The organism is Gilliamella sp. B2828 (assembly GCF_026537125.1).
Classification (GTDB): Bacteria; Pseudomonadota; Gammaproteobacteria; order Enterobacterales; family Orbaceae; genus Gilliamella.
The window spans coordinates 18,079-38,877 of the sequence record NZ_JAFNMU010000008.1; the positions used below are offsets into that span (position 1 = coordinate 18,079).

Annotated in this window: 17 protein-coding genes, 1 pseudogene and 1 riboswitch; of the genes and pseudogenes, 6 read left to right on the top strand and 12 right to left on the bottom strand. The window is 35.0% G+C overall.

What is annotated here, in order from left to right:
- The first annotated feature begins 7 nt into the window (after window positions 1–7).
- Window positions 8–1,309, top strand: a complete 1,302-nt coding sequence (gene rsmB / locus J3U19_RS08000; RefSeq protein ID WP_267341193.1) for a 16S rRNA (cytosine(967)-C(5))-methyltransferase RsmB — start codon at window positions 8–10, stop codon at window positions 1,307–1,309.
- A gap of 288 nt (window positions 1,310–1,597) precedes the next feature.
- Here rsmB and J3U19_RS11585 read toward each other — a convergent pair.
- Window positions 1,598–1,872 (bottom strand): annotated as a pseudogene (locus J3U19_RS11585) (NAD(P)H-dependent oxidoreductase); the annotation flags it as partial.
- A gap of 167 nt (window positions 1,873–2,039) precedes the next feature.
- On the opposite strand from J3U19_RS11585, the gene serB reads away from it, so the two are divergent.
- Window positions 2,040–3,014 carry a phosphoserine phosphatase gene (gene serB, locus J3U19_RS08005; RefSeq protein ID WP_267341195.1) on the top strand — a complete coding sequence of 325 codons (975 nt, stop codon included), beginning with the start codon at window positions 2,040–2,042 and terminating at the stop codon, window positions 3,012–3,014.
- A 9-nt stretch (window positions 3,015–3,023) separates the two neighbouring features.
- On the top strand, window positions 3,024–4,400 hold the full coding sequence (radA, locus tag J3U19_RS08010; protein ID WP_267341196.1) for a DNA repair protein RadA: 1,377 nt from the start codon (window positions 3,024–3,026) through the stop codon (window positions 4,398–4,400).
- Between the two features lie 76 nt (window positions 4,401–4,476).
- Here the strand turns inward: radA and ppnN are convergent, their stop codons facing one another.
- A complete protein-coding gene (gene ppnN, locus J3U19_RS08015) occupies window positions 4,477–5,853 on the bottom strand; it encodes a nucleotide 5'-monophosphate nucleosidase PpnN (RefSeq protein ID WP_267345991.1) in 1,377 nt (458 codons plus the stop codon).
- A gap of 524 nt (window positions 5,854–6,377) precedes the next feature.
- A riboswitch (molybdenum cofactor riboswitch) is annotated at window positions 6,378–6,503 on the top strand.
- Here ppnN and moaA point away from each other — a divergent pair.
- Window positions 6,500–7,474, top strand: a complete 975-nt coding sequence (moaA, locus tag J3U19_RS08020) for a GTP 3',8-cyclase MoaA (RefSeq protein WP_267341199.1) — start codon at window positions 6,500–6,502, stop codon at window positions 7,472–7,474. Its footprint overlaps the riboswitch before it by 4 nt.
- Here moaA and gluQRS read toward each other — a convergent pair.
- From gluQRS to folK, 3 genes are all read right to left on the bottom strand, one after another.
- Window positions 7,459–8,343 (bottom strand): tRNA glutamyl-Q(34) synthetase GluQRS, encoded by an 885-nt coding sequence (gene gluQRS, locus J3U19_RS08025; protein ID WP_267341200.1) that lies wholly within the window; start codon window positions 8,341–8,343, stop codon window positions 7,459–7,461. The genes moaA and gluQRS overlap by 16 nt on opposite strands.
- A gap of 34 nt (window positions 8,344–8,377) precedes the next feature.
- The gene (gene dksA, locus J3U19_RS08030; protein WP_267341202.1) at window positions 8,378–8,833 is read right to left on the bottom strand and encodes an RNA polymerase-binding protein DksA; all 456 of its coding nucleotides are present in this window, start codon (window positions 8,831–8,833) and stop codon (window positions 8,378–8,380) included.
- A 136-nt stretch (window positions 8,834–8,969) separates the two neighbouring features.
- Window positions 8,970–9,455, bottom strand: coding sequence for a 2-amino-4-hydroxy-6-hydroxymethyldihydropteridine diphosphokinase (gene folK, locus J3U19_RS08035; RefSeq protein ID WP_267341203.1), 486 nt, complete (start codon window positions 9,453–9,455; stop codon window positions 8,970–8,972).
- Between the two features lie 209 nt (window positions 9,456–9,664).
- On the opposite strand from folK, the gene J3U19_RS08040 reads away from it, so the two are divergent.
- The gene (locus J3U19_RS08040) at window positions 9,665–11,023 is read left to right on the top strand and encodes an MmgE/PrpD family protein (protein ID WP_267341204.1); all 1,359 of its coding nucleotides are present in this window, start codon (window positions 9,665–9,667) and stop codon (window positions 11,021–11,023) included.
- 38 nt (window positions 11,024–11,061) lie between these two features.
- Here the strand turns inward: J3U19_RS08040 and J3U19_RS08045 are convergent, their stop codons facing one another.
- From J3U19_RS08045 to syd, 7 genes are all read right to left on the bottom strand, one after another.
- Window positions 11,062–11,814, bottom strand: a complete 753-nt coding sequence (locus J3U19_RS08045) for an amino acid ABC transporter ATP-binding protein (protein ID WP_267341206.1) — start codon at window positions 11,812–11,814, stop codon at window positions 11,062–11,064.
- An 11-nt stretch (window positions 11,815–11,825) separates the two neighbouring features.
- Window positions 11,826–12,497, bottom strand: coding sequence for an amino acid ABC transporter permease (locus J3U19_RS08050; protein WP_267345992.1), 672 nt, complete (start codon window positions 12,495–12,497; stop codon window positions 11,826–11,828).
- Entirely contained in the window at window positions 12,494–13,276 is a 783-nt protein-coding gene (locus J3U19_RS08055) for an amino acid ABC transporter substrate-binding protein (protein ID WP_267345993.1), read from the bottom strand. Before J3U19_RS08055 ends, J3U19_RS08050 begins: the two co-directional genes overlap by 4 nt.
- Window positions 13,273–13,797 (bottom strand): GNAT family N-acetyltransferase, encoded by a 525-nt coding sequence (locus J3U19_RS08060; protein ID WP_267345994.1) that lies wholly within the window; start codon window positions 13,795–13,797, stop codon window positions 13,273–13,275. The genes J3U19_RS08055 and J3U19_RS08060 overlap by 4 nt, the downstream gene beginning before the upstream one ends.
- A complete protein-coding gene (gene purB / locus J3U19_RS08065) occupies window positions 13,794–15,155 on the bottom strand; it encodes an adenylosuccinate lyase (protein WP_267341212.1) in 1,362 nt (453 codons plus the stop codon). Before purB ends, J3U19_RS08060 begins: the two co-directional genes overlap by 4 nt.
- A gap of 294 nt (window positions 15,156–15,449) precedes the next feature.
- The gene (locus tag J3U19_RS08070) at window positions 15,450–16,625 is read right to left on the bottom strand and encodes an aromatic amino acid transaminase (protein ID WP_267341214.1); all 1,176 of its coding nucleotides are present in this window, start codon (window positions 16,623–16,625) and stop codon (window positions 15,450–15,452) included.
- Between the two features lie 138 nt (window positions 16,626–16,763).
- Entirely contained in the window at window positions 16,764–17,297 is a 534-nt protein-coding gene (gene syd, locus J3U19_RS08075; RefSeq protein WP_267345996.1) for a SecY-interacting protein, read from the bottom strand.
- 748 nt (window positions 17,298–18,045) lie between these two features.
- On the opposite strand from syd, the gene rne reads away from it, so the two are divergent.
- Window positions 18,046–20,769 carry a ribonuclease E gene (rne, locus tag J3U19_RS08080; RefSeq protein WP_267345997.1) on the top strand — a complete coding sequence of 908 codons (2,724 nt, stop codon included), beginning with the start codon at window positions 18,046–18,048 and terminating at the stop codon, window positions 20,767–20,769.
- Window positions 20,770–20,799: the final 30 nt, after the last annotated feature.

Here is a 20,799-nt window from a genome sequence, read left to right on the forward strand (position 1 = left end):
ATTGGTTATGAATAAAAAGTCACATTCAAATATTCGAGCTATTTGTGCGCAAGCGATTTTCAATGTGCTTGAAGAGGGGCAATCGCTTAGTACGGCCTTAACGTTATTTACCCATAAAATAGCGGAAAAAGATCGCGCTCTAGTACAAGAAATCTGTTTTGGTGTGATGCGTGTTTTGCCTGAACTTAATTTTTATATTCATACTTTGATGAATAAAATTCTTACTGGAAAAAATCGAGTTTTACACTATTTATTGTTAGTGGGCATTTACCAAATTTTATATACCCGAATCCCTGAACATGCCGCAGTAGGCGAAACAGTGAATGCCGTAAATGATTTAAACAAATCATCGCTCAAAGGATTAGTAAATGGCGTATTGCGTGAATTTTTACGCCAACAGCAATCATTACAACAAAAATTTGTACAGGATGATAAACAGCAGACAACTCAAACCTTGCATCCAAGTTGGTTACTTAATCGTCTAAAACAAGCTTATCCACAGCAATGGACAAATATTGTCAATGCGAATAACCAAAAACCGCCAATGTGGTTACGAGTTAATCTTAATCACTATTCTGTTAGTGAGTATCAACAATTGTTAGCTGAACAGCAAATTGAATCAGAGACTTTTGCTGATTTACCTTGTGCTATTAGGTTATTGTCTCCTGTAAATGTAGCGAAGTTACCTTATTTTGCAGAAGGAGCAGTTACAGTACAGGATTTATCTGCTCAATATGCTGCATATTTGTTAGCACCCAAAAATGGTGAGCAAATTTTGGATATGTGTGCCGCACCAGGTGGTAAAACAACCCATATTTTAGAAATTGCACCAAAAGCAAATTTATTAGCAGTAGATGTTGATGCGTGTCGTGCTAAACGTATTGAAGAAAATCTGGCACGCTTAAAACAAGTAGCAGAAGTGAAAGTGGGGGATGGGTTGACACCTGAGAAATGGTGCAAAGGCAGACAATTTGACCGTATTTTGCTTGATTCACCATGCTCGGCAACAGGAGTGATTCGTCGCCATCCTGATATCAAGTGGTTACGTCGCGATAGCGATATTACACAATTAACTGAATTACAACACGAAATTATAACTCAAATTTGGCCATATCTTAAAGTAAATGGCATTTTAGTTTATGCTACCTGTTCAATCCTACCTGATGAAAATAAATTACAAATTGAGCGTTTTTTGCAAGAAAACAGCAATGCCCAACTTGTGGGTGACATGAAACAATTTTTACCGACTGCACAAGGTGGTGATGGTTTTTTCTATTCTGTTTTAAAAAAAAGAGTTAGTGCATTTTAAAAATGTCATGCTCTATTAAAAAATAATTAATGCATTACCGTTGTGCTACTTGCTGTAATTTTAATTAATTTAGCTAGTTGCTTACTATGTTATAATACTTTTGCTTTTATCGTCGTTTTACTCTTCAATAACAGGTGTCATATCTTATAAAAGTACAGGATAGATATTACATTGGTATGTATCATGCTGAAATCTTAATGGATTCGAATAAGTTATTCATTAATTCAGGGTGATATTTATAAAATTTTGCTCTATTTGTCCTAAAGTTAACCTTTGTAATCATTTTTAATCTTTTAATTTATGCCTTTGTAAGCCATAAGCAAATTGATAGGTTAATACCTCATCAAACCATATTTCAAGTATTGCTGGCATGTGAAACCAATACACAAGGTATTTTAGCACGATTAGATCATGCTAAGTAAAGCGACTTGTTCTTCTTATACATTGATTTTGTAATCTGGATAAAATTGGTGAATATTACGAATTTTCAAATTAATAATCATCTTTTGCAGTAATATTTTGATGGTTTTGTTCGCTATAAAATGGATGTTTGAATATAAAATTACATATTTTGTAAAAAATATTTAGGAGTCTATACCGTTTTAAATATTTTGTGTTCAAATATTTGAATTTAAAAGTTGAATATTAGATAAGCTAAATTCCAATTTGGACAATCTTTTGTAGATATGCTAAATTCTGATTTCGTTTTACGTTATAATGATTTTCTGATATGGCTTACACACTCACCTATAATGATTTACCTGAAAATATTCAAGATTGGCAAGGATTACCGCTTTCTTTAAATGGTTGTGAGGTTGTTCCGCTTGATTACAATGCAGGTAAAACCGGTTGGATTATTTATGGAAAGAAATTGAATAAAACAATATTATCAACATTCCAAAATAAACTGGCTATGCCAATGGTGATTGTGTCATCGTGGACAATCAAAACCTATCAAATTGTTCGTATCGCTGGGGTAATGCCTAAAAAAGCTAAATCCATCTCACTGACTTTAGGTATTGATGTTGCACCAATTGATAATCTACCAACGTTGCATTCTCCTGGTCTACTTATCATGGATATGGATTCAACTGCAATTGGCATTGAATGTATTGATGAATTGGCTAAATTGCATGGGGTTGGCGAGCAAGTTGCTGCCGTTACTGAACAAGCTATGCGCGGAGAACTAGATTTTTCAACTAGTTTACGTAAAAGAGTTGCGACATTAAAAGGTGCATCTCAAAACATCTTACAAGAAGTGAAAGACAGGCTACCACTTACGCCAGGACTAACTTATTTAGTTCGTGAGTTGTACAAAAAAAATTGGCATGTTGCTATTGCCTCTGGGGGATTTACCTATTTTGCTGATCATCTTAAACAAAAATTAAAGTTAGTTGATGCTTATGCTAATCAATTAGAAATTAAAAATGACAAACTAACTGGTAAAGTGATTGGTGATATTGTGGATGCTAAGTACAAGGCAAGAACATTGCAGCAATTAGCAGCTTCGCTTGATATTCCAATTGAACAAACTGTTGCAATTGGTGATGGAGCAAATGATTTAATGATGATTCGGATTGCTGGACTTGGCGTAGCTTATCATGGTAAACCCAAAGTTGTTGAAAAGGCGAGAATTAGTATTAATTATGCAGATTTAACTGGTTTATGGTGTATTTTATCAACCAGTTTATTAAGTGAAGGTTAGGAGAATAACTTGGCAAAAACCGTTAAACGTGCTTATGTGTGTAATGATTGTGGTGCAGATTATCCGCGCTGGCAAGGTCAGTGTAGTGCTTGCCATGCTTGGAATACGATTACTGAAGTTAGGTTAGCAAGCACCTCATCACGTAATGACAGATTAACGGGTTACGCTGGTGGAACAGGTCAAGCCAAGATTCAAAAATTATCGGAAATTAGTTTAGAAGCCTTACCAAGATTTTCAACTGGATTTTTTGAATTCGATCGTGTGTTAGGTGGCGGAGTTGTGCCTGGCAGTGCCATATTAATTGGCGGTAATCCAGGGGCTGGAAAAAGTACTTTATTGTTACAAACGATGAGTAAATTATCTGTACAAATGAATACATTGTATGTAACAGGTGAAGAATCACTGCAACAAGTTGCTATGCGGGCTCATAGATTAGGTTTACCAACCGATAATATTAATATGTTATCTGAAACCAGCATTGAACAAATTTGTCTACAGGCTGAACAATCACAACCTAAACTTATGGTAATTGACTCAATTCAAGTGATGCACCTTGCCGATATTCAATCTTCACCTGGAAGCGTGGCACAAGTGCGGGAAACTGCAGCTTATTTAACACGCTTTGCCAAAACAAAAGGGATTGCCATTATTATGGTTGGACATGTCACTAAAGATGGTTCGCTGGCAGGTCCAAAAGTCCTTGAGCACTGTATTGACTGTTCCATTTTATTAGATGGGGATGCCGATTCTCGTTTTAGAACGCTACGCAGTCATAAAAACCGTTTTGGTGCAGTAAATGAACTTGGTGTATTTGCCATGACCGAACAAGGTTTAAAAGAGGTCAGTAATCCATCTGCGATATTCTTAAGTCGCGGTGATGAGATGTTGCCCGGCAGTTCGGTCATGGTACTTTGGGAAGGAACGCGTCCACTATTGGTTGAGATTCAGGCTTTAGTTGATCACTCTATATATGGTAACCCTAGACGCGTTACCGTAGGTCTTGATCAAAATAGATTGGCGTTATTGTTAGCTGTTTTGCACCGTCATGGTGGATTACAAATGGCCGATCAAGATATTTTTGTTAATGTTGTTGGTGGCGTAAAAGTTACTGAAACTAGTGCTGATTTGGCATTGATAGCTGCATTAGTATCAAGTTTTCGTAATCGTCCTTTACCGCAAGACGTTGTGATATTGGGCGAAATTGGTCTAGGTGGTGAAATTCGTCCGGTACCAAGTGGGCAAGAGAGAATTTTTGAAGCAGCTAAACATGGTTTTAAAAAAGCGATTGTACCGTTTGCAAATATGCCTAAAAAGAAACCCGACAATATGCAGATTTTTGCAGTGAAGAAAGTATCAGAAGCTTTAGATATTTTGAGTGATTTTTAACAATATGTTTAATAAAGATTATTCCGTCGATATTGTTTTCGGCGGAATATTATAATAGTTGGGTTTTGGCTTTCTGTTAATAACAAATCTCATAACAGGGTTGGTAAGCGGTTCCTCCTGGTAGTTTCATGCGGTCTTGTTTTATAAAACTTCTTAATAAATTATCAAGCTGTTTCATAATTTCAGGATCACCTTGTAGTTTATATCGCCCATGTTCGGTAATTTGTTTCATACCAAATTCTTTGACATTGCCGGCAACAATACCCGAGAACGCTCTACGTAAATCTGCCGCCAGTAATTCAACAGGTTGGTTTTTATGCAGATTTAATGCAGCCATATTTTTGTGCAGTGGTTCAAAAGGATGTTGTAGGGATTCATCAATTTTTAATAGCCAGTTAAACCCATAAGCATCACCCGTTTTTAAGCGCGAAGATTTTACGTGTTTTACTCCATCTTTCATAATACGAGCAACTTGTTCAGGTGAGTCAATCACAATTTGATAAAGCTTGGTTGCTTCTTCGCCTAATGTATTACGTACAAAATCATCAATGGCTGCAAAATAACCTTCACACTCTTTAGGACCAGTTAAAATTAGTGGTAGAGTCTGGTTTTTATTAGCAGGATTCAACATGATACCCAGAATATAAAGTAATTCTTCGGCTGTTCCAGGTCCGCCTGGGAATATAATAATACCGTGTGCCATTCTTACAAACGCTTCAAGACGTTTTTCAATATCCGGCATAATAATCAGTTCATTTACTAATGCATTTGGGGGTTCGGCAGCAATAATTGATGGTTCGGTCATGCCAATAAACCGGCTATCTTTATAACGTTGTTGTGCATGACCTACCGCGGCGCCTTTCATTGGTGCTTCCATTATGCCAGGGCCACAACCAGTACAAATGTTAAGCTCACGCAATCCTAGTTGTAAACCAACTTGACGAGCATAATAATATTCGCTTTCATTAATTGAGTGTCCACCCCAACAAACAATGAGATTGGGTTCTTCACCAACATGCAGTGCGTTAGCATTACGTAAAATTGAAAAAACAAGGTTGGTGATGTAGTAAGAGCGTTCTTTTTCAAGTTTATCATTAGGAACTAAATGTTTTATTGCAATTATTTGGCTATTTAAAAAAAGAATATCACGTAAAACGGCAAATAGATTAGCTTGAATTGAACGAATAATTCTTTTATCAACAAATGCACTTTCAGGTGCATTAATAAGCTCTAGTTTAACTCCCCTTTCTTTACTAATAACATTAATTTCGAAAGATTGGAATCTATCTAACAGATCTTTAGTATTATCGGTTTTACTGCCGGCATTGAGTGTTGCTAAAGAACAATTTCTAAATAACTGATAAAGATCACTATTAGCTGATTTTTTTAAAATATCAACTTCAGCTTGAGCAAGTAAGTCCATTGATCCTAATGGGCTAATATGGGTAATCATTACAACCTCCATTTGACGGTTTTATCGGCAAAAAATTATTATATATTCAAATAGAATAAAAAATAAGTAAAGCTGATAATAACGTAATTTATAAATAAGTTGATTTATAGATTATGAAAAATTTAACTGATCTTTTCTAATCAACTATTTTTCAATAGGATATTCAACAAGGATTTGAATGTAATTGTAGTATAAAATTAGATCAATTTTAATCATTGATAACAGTGATTGATTAACTCACTATGAAGATATAGAAAATGAATTTAGTTTATTAATGACTATGTAAACGAATAATCAAATACTGATATAGAAGAAGATATTTAATTAAAAAAATTTAATTCATAAACAAAAAGATATTCTGTAGGTTCATTTCTTTCGAACTGCACCTATTATTCCTTGCTACATTAACGCTATCTATGTAGGGAACAGTAATAATAACGTCAAGTCTAAAATAAAAAATAAATCAATTTTTGTTATGTTGATATGAAATAGTTGCTTATAGTCAATAAATTAAGACTGTGCTAGACTTAACTAAACTCTGAAGCTATTTTTCCTAAGTGATAATGTTATTCATATGGTCAATTAGCCGCGGTATAGTGCAGAAATGGCTATGCTTCCCGATTTGGATAAGGTGTTTAAATTCTATATGCAATTAGTTGATAACTATCAACGGCGATTTCAATATTTGCGTTTATCGATTACTGAGCTGTGTAATTTTCAGTGCCAGTATTGTTTACCAAATGGTTATCGACCTAATAAAAATCATACGTTTCTTTCACTGAATGAAATTGATAATATTGTATCTGCCTTCAATGAACTTGGCGTAAATAAAATTCGTTTAACCGGCGGAGAACCAACATTACGACGCGATTTTGTTGATATTTTGGCAATGATTTCTTCTTATTCTAGTATTAAGGAACTGGCAATCACTACCAATGGATCGCGTTTATTAAAAAATATTTCACATTGGCAACAAGCTGGGCTAAATGCAATTAACATCAGTATTGATAGCCTATCTCCACACTTATTCAAATTAATCACGGGCCAAGATAAATTGAAAGAACTAGTGCAATGTGTTGAAAAATCATTGGAAGTTGGTATAAAAAAGGTCAAAATTAATACTGTTTTGATGAAAAATATGAATGACAATCTCGATGATTATCTATTATGGATTAAACATCGTCCAATAGAATTACGTTTTATTGAGTTGATGGAAATCGGTGATAGTAATGAGGTGTTTGAACGATATCATACCGCTGGTACAATGATTGAATCACAGCTCATTGTTCAAGGATGGCAGTTACAACCAAAGATTCCATTGTCAGGACCAGCCAAAGTATATGTACATAACGATTATCAAGGTAAAATTGGGCTAATTATGCCATATTCCAAAGATTTTTGTAAAAGCTGTAATCGATTGCGTGTGTCATCCGTTGGTAAATTACATTATTGCTTGTTTGGTAATGCAGCCGTTGATTTACGTGATTTGTTGGTAAGCCCAGATCAAAAAACACAATTACAAACCAAAATCCTTACTTCATTAATGATTAAACCAGAAAAACATTTGCTACATGATCATAATGTTGGTATCACACCGAATTTATCCTATATTGGTGGATAACTGGCATTATGTTTTGGGATATTTGTGAGCTGCCAGTGTTGAATCGCCCAATCTAAAAGTTGCTGTTGAGATGCATCTTGCCAATCTTTTGGCACTTTTTGTCCTAAAAATTGTAAAGCTTGAACAGTTAATGCCTTAAGGTTGTTTAAATCAATAGGGCTGGCATGATTTTGTTTAGAAAGCTTGTTACCATTTTTATCTAAGGCCAAAGGTAAATGACAATATGTCGGAACATTGAAACCTAATAGTTGATACAGTGAAATGTGTTTTGTTGTAACAGGTAGAAGATCGGCACCGCGTACTATCTCTGTAATGCCTTGCTCATGATCATCAAGTACGACCACTAGATTATAAGCAAATAACCCCTTTTTGCGATGAATAATAAAATCTTCTAAGGCATCTGCTTGTTGGACAGTTTGTTTCCCTCGTATTTTATCAGTAAAGGCTAAAACTGGATGATTTTGTTTAATACGAATCGCCATATGTTCGCTATTAATAACAGACAACGGTCGATCACGGCAAAATCCATCATAAATTTTATTTGCTAAACTGTGAATTCGTTGTCTTGTGCAATCACAGTAATATGCTTGTTGTTTATTAAGTAGCGATTGCAGAACAGTTTTATAACGTTTACAACAGTTTGATTGATATAAAATTTCATCATCCCAATATAAATTGAGCGCTTCGAGAGTTTTTAAAATGAGAGTTGATGCCCCTTTAACCTCCCTAGGTGGGTCGATATCTTCAATGCGAACAAGCCATTTACCACGACAGTATTTGGCTTGTAAGTAGCTGCCTAAAGCGGTCACCAACGAACCAAAGTGTAATGGTCCTGAAGGTGAGGGTGCAAAACGACCAATATATTGCATGGGCGTATTAAGTAAACTCGTTGATTAAATGGAATTATATACCCATTTGTTTTTCTCGAAGTTCAGCTAAGGTTTTACAATCAATGCATAAATCAGCCGTTGGTCGCGCTTCTAAACGACGAATACCAATTTCAACGCCACAAGATTCACAATAACCAAAATCATCTATTTCGATTTTCTTCAATGTTTTTTCAATTTTCTTAATGAGTCGACGTTCTCTATCACGGGCGCGTAACTCAAGACTGAATTCCTCTTCTTGAGTTGCTCTATCAGCCGGATCTGGAAAATTTGCAGCTTCATCTTGCATGTGAGAAACAGTTTTACCCATTTCACCTTGTAATTGTGAAAGCCATGCTTCTAAGATAAGTTTAAAATGTTTCAATTGGTTAGGATTCATATACTCCTCACCTTTTGCCTCTTTATAAGGCTCAAGTCCTGCAATTGAAAGCAGGCTAAGAGAAGAGGTATTTACTTTTTGTTCCTTTTTCAAAACAATCCCCTTATGTACAGATTATTTGCAGGCGGTAAACTATAGCAATAATTTAGCCTTTGGCAAATTTTTTTTAATTTTTTTTTGCGTTAAGTAAGAGAAAAATAAAACAACTCCATGTTATTAAACAAAATAATTAATTATTCCACTTTATTAAGCCATTGAGTGGACATTTAACCACTAACTCATGCAGTTTATCGTTGTCAGGTAAAATTAAATCCGGCGCGATATCAAACAGTGGATAAAGAACAAATTCTCTACTTTTCATATGATAATGAGGAATCGTTAATCGCTCACTATCAATAATTAAATTATCATACAGTAGAATATCCAAATCCAAGGTTCTTGCTCCCCATCGATTGTCTTTGCGAATACGCCCTTGGGATTTCTCAATTGCTTGCAGTTCATCGAGCAAAGCTATTGGTGACAAATCTGTGGACATTTTAATCACAGCATTTAGATAATCATTTTGGTCTTTAGGGCCTAACGGTTTACTACGGTAAAATGGTGAAATAGCTAAAATATGAGTAGCAGATAACTGTTTTAATGCGGTAATAGCTCGATTGGCTTGTGCAAATGGATCGTCCAAATTGCTACCTAATGCGATATAACAAATTGACATAATGGATTTAATTTTTTGTCGTGTTAAAAATAAATGTTGCTCACATTATTTTAGCATATAAATTAAAAGTAAAAAAATGGATATTCAAAGTCTAAGGGTTATGACTAAAAGTTATTAAATTATAACCAGACAATCTTTAACTTATAATTTTTTATACGTTATGGTAACCAGGTTCAGTTTGTTATGTAACGATTTTTTTGAGATGAAAAATGAATTTAGGCCAACAATTAAGTTTTTTAATAGCAAATACTCCCATAATTAACGATCCTAGGACAATTGAATGCGCAATCAATGGTGTGGTTGATTATTTTGCTAGTAGTTTACAAGCTCGTCATGAAGTCGATATCCATCGATTGCTTAATTGGATTGATGATGAAGGGGGTAAAGCCAAAGCTTGGTTGCTAGGACAAAAAAAATTAGCGACAGCCCGTCAAGCGGCATTATTTAATGGTTTTCAAGCGCATTGTTTAGATTATGATGATGTCCATTCTGATATCCGTGGACATCCTTCCGCCGTTATTTTATCAGCACTATTTGCTAGTATACAATTAGATGAGATTCAATCTCCTATTGATGGTAAGCGTTTTTTGACCGCTTATGTTATTGGTATTGAAGTTATGGCGAGACTAGGTAAAAGCGTTAATCCAAAGCATTATGAAAAAGGATGGCATGCAACTCTCACCTTAGGTGGTATCGCTGCCACAGCTGCTATTTGTTACCTTTATAATGAACCTTTTTTGCGGCAAGCTTTGACATTGTCGGCGACTCAAGCATCAGGTATCCGTCTAGTGATGGGTACCCCCATTAAGTTTTTGCATGCAGGGTTAGCCGCTCAGCATGCGATACAATCTGTTCAATGGTTACGCAGTGGAATCACTGCAGAGAAGGACTTTTTAGACGAAAAACTAGGATTTTTAGCTGTTTATGGGCAGGGTAATGATAATTTTGATTTAAGTCAGTGGGGAATCGTTTGGAGAATAGAACACCCTGGGCTATGGTTTAAAACCTATTGTTTTTGTTCTGCCGCAGCTTATATTGCTGATGCTGGTCAGTTACTTTATCAACACCTACAATTTAATGTTCACCATATTAGCCATATTACCCTATTTTTTTCACCAGTAAACAGTGATGCCGCATTAATATATAATAATCCTGTAATAGCTGAGCAGGGGCGGTTTTCAGCTGAATATATTTTAGCGTTAACTCTATTAGGTATCCCGCTTAATTTTGAGCAATTTAGATCCAATCCTATTCCAGGACAGATTCGAATACTGATGCAAAAAATGCAGCGTAGTTATCAAATCAACCTTGCCCCCCATGCTGACGCCTATAACGGTCGATATGTTGTAATTGAAATTGAGCTAGATACAGGAGAAAAAATTAGTCAACGTATTGATGTTCCAAAAGGATCACCTAGAAATCCTTATAGCCAAATGGAGATGTTATTAAAACTAACAGATGCAATCAAAGACCAACAAAAAGCAAAAAGTTTATTAGCTGATATCAAAAATTTAGCCTCAGGTTTAACGATTAACCAATTTATAGCACAGTATGTTTTAACATTGTAAAATGAAAATGCTAAATAAGTTTTATTGACTTATCTTGATTAAATTTCAAAATCAATTTTATCAGTAATTTGGCATAAAAAGCGTTGAGTCAGTTCATTTTGTGGATTATCGATAATTGATTTTGCTGGACCTTCTTCAACAATTACACCATTTGCCATAAAGATGATGCGATCGGCAACATATTTAGCAAACTCCATTTCGTGCGTGACAATGATCATCGTAATATGTTCTTTAGCTAACTGTAACATCACTTGCAGAACCTCGTGGACTCGTTCAGGGTCGAGTGCCGATGTAGGTTCATCAAATAATAGTACTTTGGGTCTTACTGCCAATGCTCTAGCAATAGCGACTCGTTGTTGTTGACCGCCCGATAAGGTGATTGGATATTGATTCGCATAAGGCAACATACCCACTCGCTTAAGTAAAGATAGCCCATGTTGTTTGGCGTTATCTTTATCGATTTTTTGCCCAATGATTAATGGATAAGTAATATTTTCTAATGCGGTTTTATTTTTAAATAAATTATAGTGTTGAAAAACCATGGACGATTGTTTGCGCAAGCTTATCTCTTCTTTATTGCGATAATGTTTACTATTTAGCGCAACCTCACCTATTTTGATTGTCCCCGTATTCGGTTTTTCCAGTAAATTCAAACAACGCAACAAGGTCGATTTACCTGAACCCGAAGGACCAATAATGGCTACTACTTCACCTTGTTTAATATTTAAATTAATATCTTTTAAAACCTCATTATCGGCAAAGCGTTTAGATAAATGTGAAACAGAAATCATTACCTTTCTCCTTAACGATGATAGGGTTTACTGAGCTTGCTCTCAATCTTTTTTTGTATCCAAGAATAGACAACAACAGTAAACCAATAAACAATACCGACAGCTAAGTAAGTTTCAAAATAAAGGAAAGAATTAGCCGTTAACATTTTTCCTGCTGCTAATAATTCTTGTACGCCAACAAAAAAAGCCACCGATGAGTCTTTAAGTAATGAAATAAACATATTGCCTGTATTGGGTAGGGCATTAACCAGTGCTTGTGGCAGTATAATGCCACGGTAAACTTGAAAGTTACTAAGACCTGAGGTTAAACCAGCTTCTTTTTGTCCTTGATCAACTGATGCCAAGCCCGCACGAAATATTTCGGCTAAATAAGCTGAATATTTTAAACTAAAGCAAATAATTGCTGCTGTCGTTGCACCAATCTGCTTTAATATCGGAAAAATTTGTGGTAAACCATAGTAAATAATAAACAATAATACAACAGAAGGAATACCACGAAATAATGAAATAAATAGCGCAAAGATAGCATCAATCATCATCATTTTATGATTACGTAATAATGCAATTGCTAACCCAAAAACAATGGCAAATATGATCGATACGATAGCAATAAAGAGTGTGACTGGCAGATAAGGTAAAATCTGTGGGAACACACTAAAAAAATAAGTTACATTAAAATTCATGAGGTAATATCTTCACCAAAATATTTAATTGCAATGTTTTGCAATGTGCCATTAGCACGCAGTTTTTCTATAGCCTGATTAAATTTTTCACGTAGTGCTTGGCCTTTTTCATTTTTACTAAATGGAAACGCTACCTGTTCAATAGTGATGGGCTTACCGACTAATTTAAACGGTAAGTTTTTGCGTTTGATTTCGGCAAGTAATATAGGTTTTGAATTGATATATCCATCAACACGCTGATATTCAGTATCATACATAGCACCATCTCGTGTTTCATAGGTTTTTATTATAATGTCATTTTTAGGGAAAGCGTGTTTTAGATTATTGATATGATTAGAGCCAAGCACTCCGGCAATAATTTTACCTTTAAAATCATATAGTTGATTTATATTTTTATTGTTTTTATGAGTAACGATTTGACTGCCATAAAAGCTGTAAATATAGGAAAAATCATATTTAGCTTCACGCTCTGGGGTAATTGCAACGGCATTGGCAATGGTATCTAAACGCCCTGAATCAAATTGTCCCATTAAACCGCCAAATTCTGCAATAATCCACTCAATTTTATAACCGAGCTCTTTTGCGATAGCTTCAGTGACCTCAACATCAAATCCTACTAATTTATCATTTTGTTTATAACCATTGGGATAACTTTGCCCAGTGGAACCTACTTTTAGAACATTTTGTTCAGTTGTTGGCTTGCTCGATTGATTATCGCAACTGACTAACGCTAAACAAGTGAATATTGCAGTAGAGAATAATGTTATCATTTTATTCATTTTTTATAATTCCTATTTTTCCATTCGGTATAGCTATGTTGATTAAAGATTTTTTCGAAATAAATAGTCGTATGATCCATCGTTAAATCAGCTTGACCAATTGGACGAAAGCCTTTTTTAATATACATTTGTACCAACCAAGGGTGATTTTGTGCTGTACCTAAAGTGACCGCGGGTAGTTTTAATTGATTAATTAGGATTTGTTGTTCTACCCAATCCCATAATTGGTTGCCATAACCTTTCCCTTTATATTTGGGATCGGTAGCAAACCAACCTAGATGCGGTAATCCATAAGGTCCTGGGTTATTTCCCCATGGGAAGCGGATACTTAAGGTTGAAACTAGTTCACCTCCTTTTTCAGACAGATAAACTGCATTGCATTCCATATGATGGGTAATTTGCTCATAATTCACTGAGGCCGCGGCAAAATGAATCCCTAAATTGGTTGCCATTTGATACGCATTGTGTAATAAAGTCTGATATGCGGAAATATCAGACTGATTAATCAAGCGGAAGTTCATACTAGTACTCCACTTTGCTCAGCATAATTGATAACTTGCTGCACTTTTTCTGGTGCCGTGCCCAGATAATTAATTGGTTCAAGCCAGCTATCAAGTTCTGCTAAAGTAAACTCTTTATTCAGTAATGGATCATCTAACAACACCTCTTTGAACGCTCTATTTTGTTCAAAGGCTTGCATAGCACAGTTATACACCAGATGATGGGCAGTTTGTTTTCCTAAACGCTTACCAATTTCAAACATGACTTTTTCGGATAACAAAAGCCCATTTTGCATTAACAAATTTGCTAACATGCGATCGCTATTCACTTTCAAACCTTTAAAAATAGTGAATGCGCTTTGCAATTGAGCAGAGATATATAAATTGATTTCGGGTAAGGCAATCCATTCTGCCCGCCAACTCATGGCATCACGCTCATGTTCAACTTTCATCGATTCGTGGATTAACGCCACACTTTTTAATAGAGGGGCGGTTAAGCTCGCTAAACCTTCTAAGGCTGCTGGATTACGTTTATGAGGCATAGTTGTTGAACCAATTTTACCTTCTGAAAACGGTTCTTCGACTTCGTTTATTTCAGTACGCATTAAGTTATAAAACTCATTGCCAATTTTGCCTAGTGTACCACTAATTAAGGCAATGACTGAGGCATATTCCGAAAAACGGTCGCGGGCTGATTGCCAACCGATATTTGGGGTATTAAGACCAAGACTCGATAATGCACGAGCTTCAATTAGAGGACCTAATTTCCCTATTGATGCATAAGTGCAAACAGCGCCGCTGATGTTTCCAACTAACACTCGTTGTTTTATTTCAGTTAAACGTTGTAAATGACGTACAAACTCATCCAACCAAACCGCTAATTTAAAGCCAAAAGTGGTCGGTAGCGCTTGCATACCGTGAGTGCGCCCAACCATAGGAAGATATTGATATTGCTTAGCTAATCGTTTAAGTTCAATGGCAATAAGTTTCGTGTCACGTTCAACAATGGCAAAAGATTGCTTTAATTGTAAGACAGTTGCCGTATCAACGATATCTTGAGTGGTTGCTCCATAATGAATAAATTGGCCCGCTTCGCCCACCTGTTTTTGTAGTGCGTTAATGGTTGACATTAATGAGTGTTTAGCTTTTGCTGCTTCGTTTGCAATTTGCTGTAAAGATAATTTTGATGCATCTGCTTTTTTTATAATCTCACTAGCTACATCAGCGGGGATCACGCCTAATTGACCTTCGGCTTTTGCTAAGGCGACTTCTACATCGACTTGCTTTTCTAAACGATTTTGCTCTGACCAAATCGCCCGCATTTCACTGGTGCTAAAATTATTTCCCAAAATTAAAAAATCTAAAACGTGTGATGCCACCAAACTGCCCCCAATTATTTTCTATATTCTACTGTTCAATTATTAATAATTAATGGATTAGCGTCTAATAATCAGTTTGTATATTGATATAACTAAAAGGAATAAAAATAGAGAATGAAAGATACAGTGGTTTATTCAAAATCACTTAGAGATAAAATTGTTTTTATTTTGATGGATTACTGCAATTTTAGTGGATTAGAATTTTTATTGTTTCTCGCAATGACTAAGGAAATTGTATCATTTCCTTAGTTTGCCTATGATATTTTAAATTTTTATTCAAGGAATTAATAGGTTTTAGAGTACTTCAACAATTGATTCACAAAGTCTGGACATATTATCAATAGTCATTCCTGCAATATTGATCCTTCCTGAATTAACAATATAAATGCCATAATCATTACGTAACTTTATAACTTGCTCTTCACTTAAGCCACTAAATGAGAACATTCCATTTTGCTTAGCTATAAAGCTAAAGTCTTGATTTGCACCTTTATCTTGTAACGTTTTAACAAATAATTGTCGCATACGATGAATACGTTGACGCATGTTGGTTAATTCATCAATCCACTCTTCTTTTAACTCGTCATTGTTTAAAATATAAGAGACAATTTTAGCTCCATGAGCTGGAGGATTTGAATAATTCGCACGGATAATAGTTTTAACTTGACTAAAAGCACGCTCAGCAATTTCGGCATTCGCAGCGATTAATGTAAATGCTCCCACGCGCTCATTATATAGCCCAAAGTTTTTTGAATAAGAACTCGCAATAAGCAATTCTGGTTGATGATTAGCAAATAATCTCAATCCATACACATCTTCTTCAACACCTTCTCCAAAACCTTGGTAAGCTAAATCAAATAGAGGTAACCAGCCATTTTTTAGTGCTAGATCTGAAATTGCTTGCCATTGTTCTGGTGTAGGATCGATACCCGTAGGGTTATGACAACAACCATGGAATAGTACTGCTTCACTGGTAGTGACTTGACTTAAACTACTCATCATGGCATCAAAATCAAGACTATGTGTCTGAGGATTGTAATAGTCGTATTCCCTTACTTCAAGACCAGCTGTTTGAAATACACTCCGGTGATTAGGCCAAGATGGATTACTTATCCAAATGCGTTTTACTTTAGTACGGCGAGATAGAAAATCAGCCATTATACGTAGAGCACCGGTTCCTCCTGGCGCTTGGGCTGTTCTTGCACGTTCATTTTTATGACCAAAAAGTAACGTTTGTGTCGCTTCGTTAAATGGACTCGCGCCAACAATTGGTAAATAACTTTTAGTAGTTTCGTCAGTTAATAATGAATGCTCCGCCTTCTTTACACTTTCTAAAATAGGTGTTCTGGTGGTTTCGTCCTTGTAAACACCAACACTTAAATTAATCTTATTGGTGCGTTCATCTTTATTATAAAGATCTGCTAGCCCTAAAATGGGATCGGCTGACGCGGCTGTTAAATATTCAAACATAATTCACCTATCTAATCTAATGACTTTTAAAGCATTATATACACATTCGTTTATAAGTTACAATTTCGAAAATATTTACTTTTACCGATCAATATCAGTACTGACTTATTGCTCGAGTTATCGATTAATAATTGTTATTTAATTAATAACAATGAGTTTATTTAAAAAAGTAGTTAAATTTTGGCTTAGTGTAATTAACTCTCCAGTAATCAAATCTTCTTTTACAACCTCTCCGGTTAAATTGTTTAAGGAAATTATTTCAGTATCTTCATCTGTCGCAGCTATAAAAATGGTTGGAACGCGTTTTAATTTTTTTTGTTGAGATAAATGGGCTATTAAATTTCTTTCTAAGTTTGAAAAATCATCATCATTCCAAGTTTGAATTAAAGTTAAGTTTGTGTCAGCTAATTTAGCTGCCATATTGCCAGCATATTGTGTGCCATAAAAAATGTGTGAACAGGGATGTAAGGTGATACCTACAACTTCTTCAACAATGGAGAGATCTCTTGGTGGTTGTAAGATAAATGGTCGCCAAAATACAGTGAGTTGTTGAGTTTTTAAAATACAAGGTGAGGGTATGGAATGCAATTCTTCACTTTGTGGTGCGTAATCAAACTGATTCAACCAACGAGTAGTAAATTCAATGAGTGTTTTTTTTTCCGATAAGTCCATAAATCGTTCTTGTCTCTTGTTAATTGTTTTTATTCGTAATTATTATACTGATTAAGAACAACGTTGCACGATGTAATTTGTTGCTTATTTTTAATTAAGTGAAATGAGCTTTAAGACGAAAAATTGTAAAAAAAGTTTCAGGTTTACATGATGTTTCCGTATAAAGTACTCATACTAAAAAGTAAGATTTTCTTTTTTGGTTGAACAAGATTTATAAGAAATACAAAATATTGATAACTATTTATAAAATAGCAATTTTAATTTACTTGCTATCCTTTGCTGAAACGTTAAAATAAGAAAGGATTTTTTTATCCTTGTAATGCAGCAATGGCGTTAGACATTACAAACAACTTTTTTAAAAGTAAAATAGCGTAAGTAGGATTATTATAATTAAATAATATGTTTATTTTGAACAATCAGATAACGATTTAATTTGGTAGCCAAAGTCAAAAAAAACTTTAGTTTATAAGTTAACCATAGAAATAATATCGAAGAGTTATATATTTAGGGATGGTTCACAAAGTGTATGAAACTTTTGAACATTAATAATACCTAAATTTTAAAAAGATATTGTATGAATAATATCGGTTTCACATAAAATAATAACAAAAATAGCACAAATAAAATAATGAATACCATATTTGAATATTTAGTTAACAACCATTATTTATCATTGTTAAATAAACGCTTATTATTAATAATAATATTCTACCTATAATTAATTAAGATTAATAAAGAGTGTAGAATAATGAAAAGAATGCTAATCAACGCAACCCAGCAAGAGGAGTTGCGCGTTGCGCTCGTTGATGGACAACGCTTGTATGATTTAGATATTGAAAGTCTTGGGCATGAGCAAAAAAAGGCTAATATTTATAAAGGCAAAATCACTAAAATAAATCCAAGTTTAGAAGCTGCTTTTGTTTCTTATGGTGGTGAACGTGATGGATTTTTACCATTAAAAGAGATTGCTGAAAGTTATTTCCCTACCAATATTTCGGGTCGTCGTAGTATTAAGCACTTACAAGAAGGACAAGAAGTTCTAATCCAAATTGAAAAAGAGATTCGTGGTAAAAAAGGTGCAGCATTAACGACTTATATTAGCCTTGCAGGTAGCTATTTAGTATTGATGCCTAATGATCCCCGAGCTGGTGGTGTTTCGCGCCGTATTGAAGGTGAAGATCGAGCTGATTTAAGACGCATTATTGATGCGATTGAAAAACCAAGAGGAATGGGGGTTATTGCTCGTACTGCTGGTGTGGGTAAGAGTCAAGAAGAGTTACAACAAGATTTAAATGCTTTAGTGAATTATTGGACAGCAATTCAAAATGAAGCCAAAAACTATCCAGCCCCAAGTTTAATTCATAAAGAAAGTGATATTATTACCCGTGCATTTCGTGATTATTTACGTGATGATGTAGGGGACATTTTAATTGATAATCCTAAAGTAATGGAAGTGGCTAAAAAACGATTGGTTGATTTAGGTCGTGTTGAATATGTTAACCGCTTAAAACTTTATGAAGGTGATGTTCCATTATTCAATCATTTCCAGATTGAAGGACAAATCGAGTCAGCATTCCAACGCGAAGTTCGCTTACCATCTGGTGGTTCAATCGTTATTGATACGACTGAGGCATTAACCGCTATTGATATTAACTCTGCTAAGTCAATTCGCGGTAGTGATATTGAAGAAACTGCATTTAATACAAATCTTGAAGCAGCTGAAGAAATCGCTCGTCAATTACGTTTACGCGATTTAGGTGGTTTGATTGTTATTGATTTTATCGATATGACACCGATTCGCAACCAGCGTGAAGTTGAAAACCGGTTAAAAGAAGCGATGAAAACTGACCGTGCCCGTATTCAAACTACGCGAATATCTCGTTTTGGTTTGCTTGAGATGTCACGTCAACGCTTAAGTCCTTCATTACGTGAAGCAACACATCATATTTGTCCTCGTTGTCAAGGTACAGGTACCGTCCGTGATAACAATTCATTGTCTCTTTCTATTCTCCGTTTAATTCAAGAAGAAGCAATGAAAGATAACACAGTTCAAATTGATGTGATTGTTCCTGTGCCAATTGCGAGTTATTTACTCAATGAAAAACGTCGAGCGATTACAAATATTGAAAAAATGCATCCTGATGTCAAAATTGTCATTGCCGGGGATGAAGAGATGGAAACGCCTCTTTATAAAGTTATTCGTAAACGTACTGGTGAAGAGACAGATGTACTAAGTTATAATCTACCTAAACTGATTCGTGAGCTTGAAGAAGAGGAAGATGATCAGACAGCAGACATTATTGTAGAACAAGCTATATTATCAGGACCTAAAGTTGAAGCTTGTGCAACACCAAAAGTCAAAGCTGAGCCAAAAATTGAGAAATTGGTCAATTTGTTCAATAATATGCTAGGTAAAGTATGTAAATTATTTGCTGCTGAAAAACCTAAACCAGAACCAGAAGTTAAACAACCATCACCAAAACGACGTGATAATCAACGTTCTAATAATCGACGCCAGCGTAATAATCGTAGTAATAATGCTGTTAATAACATTATTGCTATGGTAACACCGGCAACAGAAAGTCGAGCAAAAGAAACACCAAATAGAAATAGTGGACGTCGCACAAGACAAAGTAATAATGCAAATGCATCAAATGCATCAAATACAATAAATACAATAAATACAACTGCTAAAGTAGATAAAACGGTTAATGAAGTTACAACTATTAAGCCAAAAGAACCTAAACCACGACGTCAACAGCGCACTTTAAACAAAAGTGTTCGAGTCAAAAATAGTGAGATGATCGATCAGGCTGTCGGTGAAAAAGTTATTATTCCAACTTTACTGTTACCAATTCTTGTCGCAGAATCAGTGGAGAATAAAGTTACTGAAACTCAACCAAAGCGCCAACGTCGAACATCCAGACATTTGCGTATGAATGGTCAGCGTAATAAGCGACGTTTAAAAAATACTGAACAAAAACAGTCACCAATGCCATTGGCATTTGCAGCTTCATCATTAGAACTGGCATTAGGTCGAGTATTTATCGATTATAGTCAATTGAAGCAGGAGGAACCAAAAGTGACAATACCGTTAATTCCGTCACTTTTGATCCCTATTGTTGTTAAGGATAATGAAGTTGTAGTGACAAATAATATGAAAGATAATACAGATATAACGTTAGATATTGCTCCTGTTAATCAAATAGATATTAATATACAACTTGATTCTAATGAAGTTGAACAAAGTAATGACAGTGATAAATCAGTGAATGAAAATGAACAAACAACAGGGCATTCTTCGGCTGTAATGACTAAAGCATCAGCACCAGAGTATGAAGTATCGAATAAAACTATAAGGTCACGTGAAGAGTCAGACTATCATTTTGATGGTAAAGGTAATGCGGGTGGTTTGAGCGCACAAGATCATGCTTATGCAGCTGCTAGCAAACCATTAATATCAGAAGATTAATCCTTTAAATAGTTTAAAACACGGTAATAA

Excerpts from the sequence above, each read along its gene's own strand:
- serB (WP_267341195.1), top strand. The coding sequence starts at position 2,040 with ATGGCTTACACACTCACCTATAATGATTTACCTGAAAATATTCAAGAT.
- J3U19_RS08060 (WP_267345994.1), bottom strand. The coding sequence starts at position 13,797 with ATGAACTTCCGCTTGATTAATCAGTCTGATATTTCCGCATATCAGACT.
- gluQRS (WP_267341200.1), bottom strand. The coding sequence starts at position 8,343 with ATGCAATATATTGGTCGTTTTGCACCCTCACCTTCAGGACCATTACAC.
- rsmB (WP_267341193.1), top strand. The coding sequence starts at position 8 with ATGAATAAAAAGTCACATTCAAATATTCGAGCTATTTGTGCGCAAGCG.
- J3U19_RS08050 (WP_267345992.1), bottom strand. The coding sequence starts at position 12,497 with ATGAATTTTAATGTAACTTATTTTTTTAGTGTGTTCCCACAGATTTTA.
- syd (WP_267345996.1), bottom strand. The coding sequence starts at position 17,297 with ATGGACTTATCGGAAAAAAAAACACTCATTGAATTTACTACTCGTTGG.
- J3U19_RS08070 (WP_267341214.1), bottom strand. The coding sequence starts at position 16,625 with ATGTTTGAATATTTAACAGCCGCGTCAGCCGATCCCATTTTAGGGCTA.
- J3U19_RS08040 (WP_267341204.1), top strand. The coding sequence starts at position 9,665 with ATGAATTTAGGCCAACAATTAAGTTTTTTAATAGCAAATACTCCCATA.
- rne (WP_267345997.1), top strand. The coding sequence starts at position 18,046 with ATGAAAAGAATGCTAATCAACGCAACCCAGCAAGAGGAGTTGCGCGTT.
- J3U19_RS08045 (WP_267341206.1), bottom strand. The coding sequence starts at position 11,814 with ATGATTTCTGTTTCACATTTATCTAAACGCTTTGCCGATAATGAGGTT.
- ppnN (WP_267345991.1), bottom strand. The coding sequence starts at position 5,853 with ATGATTACCCATATTAGCCCATTAGGATCAATGGACTTACTTGCTCAA.
- moaA (WP_267341199.1), top strand. The coding sequence starts at position 6,500 with ATGCAATTAGTTGATAACTATCAACGGCGATTTCAATATTTGCGTTTA.
- folK (WP_267341203.1), bottom strand. The coding sequence starts at position 9,455 with ATGTCAATTTGTTATATCGCATTAGGTAGCAATTTGGACGATCCATTT.
- J3U19_RS08055 (WP_267345993.1), bottom strand. The coding sequence starts at position 13,276 with ATGAATAAAATGATAACATTATTCTCTACTGCAATATTCACTTGTTTA.